Origin of the sequence: Bacillus sp. 5mfcol3.1 (genome assembly GCF_900114335.1) — a bacterium.
GTDB classification, from domain to species: domain Bacteria; phylum Bacillota; class Bacilli; order Bacillales; family Bacillaceae_G; genus Bacillus_A; species Bacillus_A thuringiensis_S.
Window position 1 is genome coordinate 1 of the sequence record NZ_FOST01000041.1, and the last position, 3,112, is coordinate 3,112.

Below are 3,112 nucleotides of genomic sequence, written 5' to 3' on the forward strand. Positions count from 1 at the left end.
ATTTCTTCTGAATAAGATTTTCTCGTTCCCATAAAAGAAACACCTCCGTATATTCGTATTTAAATTAAATACGGTATAAGAGGTGTTTTTTCCTTTACTTACGATTTAGAGAGGTGTTTTTTTTCGTCTCATTCTAAGGGTTCACTCTAATTCCTGGTGAGTGTTTTTTAACGTTGTAACAAAACGTTCATAACTATGTATGATTGCATGTCTTCTCACTAAAGATTTGAAATAAAATAAGATGAATTTAAATATATAAATAAAAAGGTGTTGTTAGTATGAGAAAAATTTTATCTATTGCATTAATATCTGGAATTAGTTTGGGTAATTCAGCTATTAACGTATATGCCGAAGAACAAACAGCAAAACAAGATGCACTAAATAAGATGGAGATTGTTCAAGAGGCTTGGAATGAGACTCAAGATAATATATCCTTCCTTTCAGGTGACTTATCAGCCAATAAGGTGGAAGGACAAAAAGAGATAACGGATTTTTTTAAAGAAAATAAAGAGCTTTTTAAAATGGATCCAAGTACAAACTTGAAATTGATGGAAGTAAAATCAGATGATTTAGGAATGAAGCATTATAGTTATGTACAAACATTAAGAGGTGTGCCAATTGAAGGTGCAAGATTTATTATTCATACAAATAAGGAGGGGAAAATAACAGCGGCAAATGGAGATTTACATTCTAAAATCGGAAACGATATTTCAAAAAACAAACCAGAAATCTCAAAAGAGAAAGCTTTATCCCTTGCATGGAAACATATTAACCTCAGTCCAAAAGATACTTTAGTTGAAACAAAGAATAATAGCATAGAAAAGATAAAGGAAAATTTAGATTCTACAACAGAAAAGGCAGAGGTTGTTATCTATGAAAAAGATCATAAATATTATTTAGCTTATAAAGTAGAGTTACAGTTCATAAAACCATATGGAGCTAACTGGATAATTTATGTGGACGCTCATGATGGAAAAATTGTCAATGCATCTAATATGGTGGGGGATGCTAATATTCCCCAAACTGGTTATGGTTATGGAGTACTAGGTGACCGTAAAACTTTACATACATCTTATATTGAAGCCTATGGGAAATATGCTTTATTAGATATTACAAAGCCAATGAACGGTGGGCGAATTGAAACTTATACAGCACTCAACACACCTTCTAATAACTTTATTAACTATAGTCTACTTAACAATAATAATATATGGGAAGATCAAAAACAAGCTGCTGCAGTGGATGCTCATTATTACACTGGTAAAGTTTATGATTATTATCGAAATATTCATGGTCGTAATAGTTTTGATGGACAGGGAGCTACCATACGATCTACTGTGAATGCTGGATATAATGAGAGCAATGCATATTGGAATGGCAGTCAAATGATATATGGAGATGGAGATGGTTTTCGTTATCATCCTTTTTCTACCTCACTTGATGTAGTTGCTCATGAACTGACCCATGCAGTTACTCAATATTCCGCAGGACTAGAATATTGGGGGCAGTCAGGGGCATTAAATGAGTCTTTTTCTGATGTATTTGGGTATTTTCTAGATCCAGATGATTGGGATTGCGGAGAGGACCTATTCACTTCACAATTTTCAGGACGAGCCTTACGCAGCTTATCATCCCCAGAAAAGTATGGTCAACCTTCGCATATGAACAACTATCAATATACATATGATGATAATGGTGGCGTTCACTATAATAGTGGCATTCCCAATAAAGCAGCATATTTAACAATTAATGCAATTGGAAAAGAGAAAGCTGAACAAATTTATTATCGTGCTTTAACTGTATATTTAACACCAACAAGTGACTTTAGACAGGCTCGTGCTGCACTATTACAGTCTGCATTAGATTTTGATTGTTATTATAATTGGGAAACTTACAATGCTATTGCAAATGCATGGGAGCATGTTGGTGTATATTAAAAAAAGACAATTATTGGTAAATAAAGCATTTTCGGTAGCAAGTGAATGCTTTCAAAACAATGATACTACTTTTTATGAAAGAACGTAGAAAAATTAAATAACGGTTTAATAAACTCAAAGATAATAGGCAAGAATAGCCACGTCGGAATGGTTAAAATCACTACTTATTGAATATTTATCCATTTTTCCGATTCGTAACACTACATATATAATTAAGATTTCCAACATCCTCACACTTCATAAAAAGGAGATAGCATTTGAGCTATCTCCTTTTTTCATACAAAGCAAATCACTTATTCCATGACTTTTTCAATCGTAGGCATCACCGCAATTGGTGGTAATGAGGCAGTCCAAGCAACCGCATATACGTTCAATTTTTCTCCTACCATATAATTTTTACTATTAGAGATCGGAACTCTTAAAATTTTATTTTGAGAAATTAATTCGTTCCAATCGTTTTGGTAAGAAATTGCCTCTTCTTTCGTAGAAGTATTCGCAACAACCAGATAATTATGATCTACTGAGATAATATATCCAGTGAACGGTTTTTGTTCTTGTTTTTGAGTAGAAGAAAGAGATTGATGCTGTACGGATCCCTCAATGGAATCCGCAAAGGTTGGTGCTACTCCAAAAGTAAATCCACACCCTAATGTGAAAGCTGTTACTATTGTTGCAAGTTTTTGTTTTTTCGAAATCATTGTAAATCCCCCTTTATTTTTTCCTACACTCTTACATTTCTACTTTTGTATATACAAATCCTCCTTAATCCCTACATTTAACATTTTTGTCACAATTAATCCATGGATTCCGGTATAAACTACCAAATATAGGTGTTTCGTGTTATGATATCCTGTTCAAAATTGAGGTTCCTTATTTACCTTATATTCTATAACAATTCATTTGAAAGTAATTTTTATATGCGAGATATTTTAACAATTTATATTGGATAAAGCTTGTTATCATAAATCTTAAACTTGCATTTATATTAAACCTTTATTTGGGTGTTTTCTTATTCCCCCTTTTCGAGGGGATGGGCAAAAACCCCCGTTAACGAGATTTCAGAGCGATTTGGCATTCGACCCATTTTAGATAAATATCCGTATCAAATTTCAGGAGGACAGAAACAACGTACAGCTGCTTCACGAGCAATGGTATCTAAACCCAGCTTAATTTTA

The 3,112-nt window shown here is 33.1% G+C and carries 2 protein-coding genes and 1 pseudogene; 2 read left to right on the plus strand and 1 reads right to left on the minus strand.

Going from position 1 to position 3,112, the window contains the following annotated elements; all coding sequences use genetic code 11:
* Positions 1-278: 278 nt before the first annotated feature.
* A complete protein-coding gene (locus BM089_RS30170; protein WP_090979156.1) occupies positions 279-1,937 on the plus strand; it encodes a M4 family metallopeptidase in 1,659 nt (552 codons plus the stop codon).
* Positions 1,938-2,230: 293 nt separating this feature from the next.
* Here the strand turns inward: BM089_RS30170 and BM089_RS30175 are convergent, their stop codons facing one another.
* Complete coding sequence (locus BM089_RS30175) at positions 2,231-2,635, minus strand: DUF3221 domain-containing protein (RefSeq protein ID WP_090979158.1); 405 nt, start codon at positions 2,633-2,635, stop codon at positions 2,231-2,233.
* 348 nt (positions 2,636-2,983) lie between these two features.
* Here BM089_RS30175 and BM089_RS31725 point away from each other — a divergent pair.
* Positions 2,984-3,112, plus strand: a pseudogene (locus tag BM089_RS31725) (bacitracin ABC transporter ATP-binding protein); the annotation flags it as partial.

Excerpts from the sequence above, each read along its gene's own strand:
- BM089_RS30175 (WP_090979158.1), bottom strand. The coding sequence starts at position 2,635 with ATGATTTCGAAAAAACAAAAACTTGCAACAATAGTAACAGCTTTCACA.
- BM089_RS30170 (WP_090979156.1), top strand. The coding sequence starts at position 279 with ATGAGAAAAATTTTATCTATTGCATTAATATCTGGAATTAGTTTGGGT.